Origin of the sequence: Streptomyces bobili (genome assembly GCF_002154575.1) — a bacterium.
GTDB lineage: Bacteria > Actinomycetota > Actinomycetes > Streptomycetales > Streptomycetaceae > Streptomyces > Streptomyces bobili.
This window is the reverse complement of the sequence record NZ_MUBA01000846.1, coordinates 1-330: the sequence shown is the minus strand read 5'-3', so window position 1 is coordinate 330 and position 330 is coordinate 1. Positions and strand designations below refer to the sequence as shown.

Genomic DNA, 330 nt, shown 5'->3' with positions numbered 1-330 from the left:
TTCAGGCCGGGTGATCTTCCGTCAACAACCCTTGCCCTACAGTCGAGTTGGTTCCCGATAGTCGGCAGATTCTTCGGCAATGTCCCCTCTCGCCATCGGATTCCGGTGGCACTTCACAGGTCGCCCTGCTCGCTCAGTCTTTGGAGGAAGTGCCCGAATATCCTGCCCACTCGGGCCACTCGTGCGGCGTCGTGGTAATGGCTCTCGTACCACAGCGAGCCGGTGAGGGCGCCGTCCGCCATCTCCAGGTCGGCGAAGAGGGTGCTGGCGCACGCGAGCGCCTGCTCGGGGCCGGCGAAGACCGGGAGCGGGTGGTCGGGGTGGAGGGCC

General features: G+C 65.8%; 1 pseudogene. It reads right to left on the bottom strand.

The features are described from left to right. Positions 1-113 precede the first annotated feature (113 nt). Positions 114-330, bottom strand: a pseudogene (locus BZL64_RS38140) (condensation domain-containing protein); the annotation flags it as partial.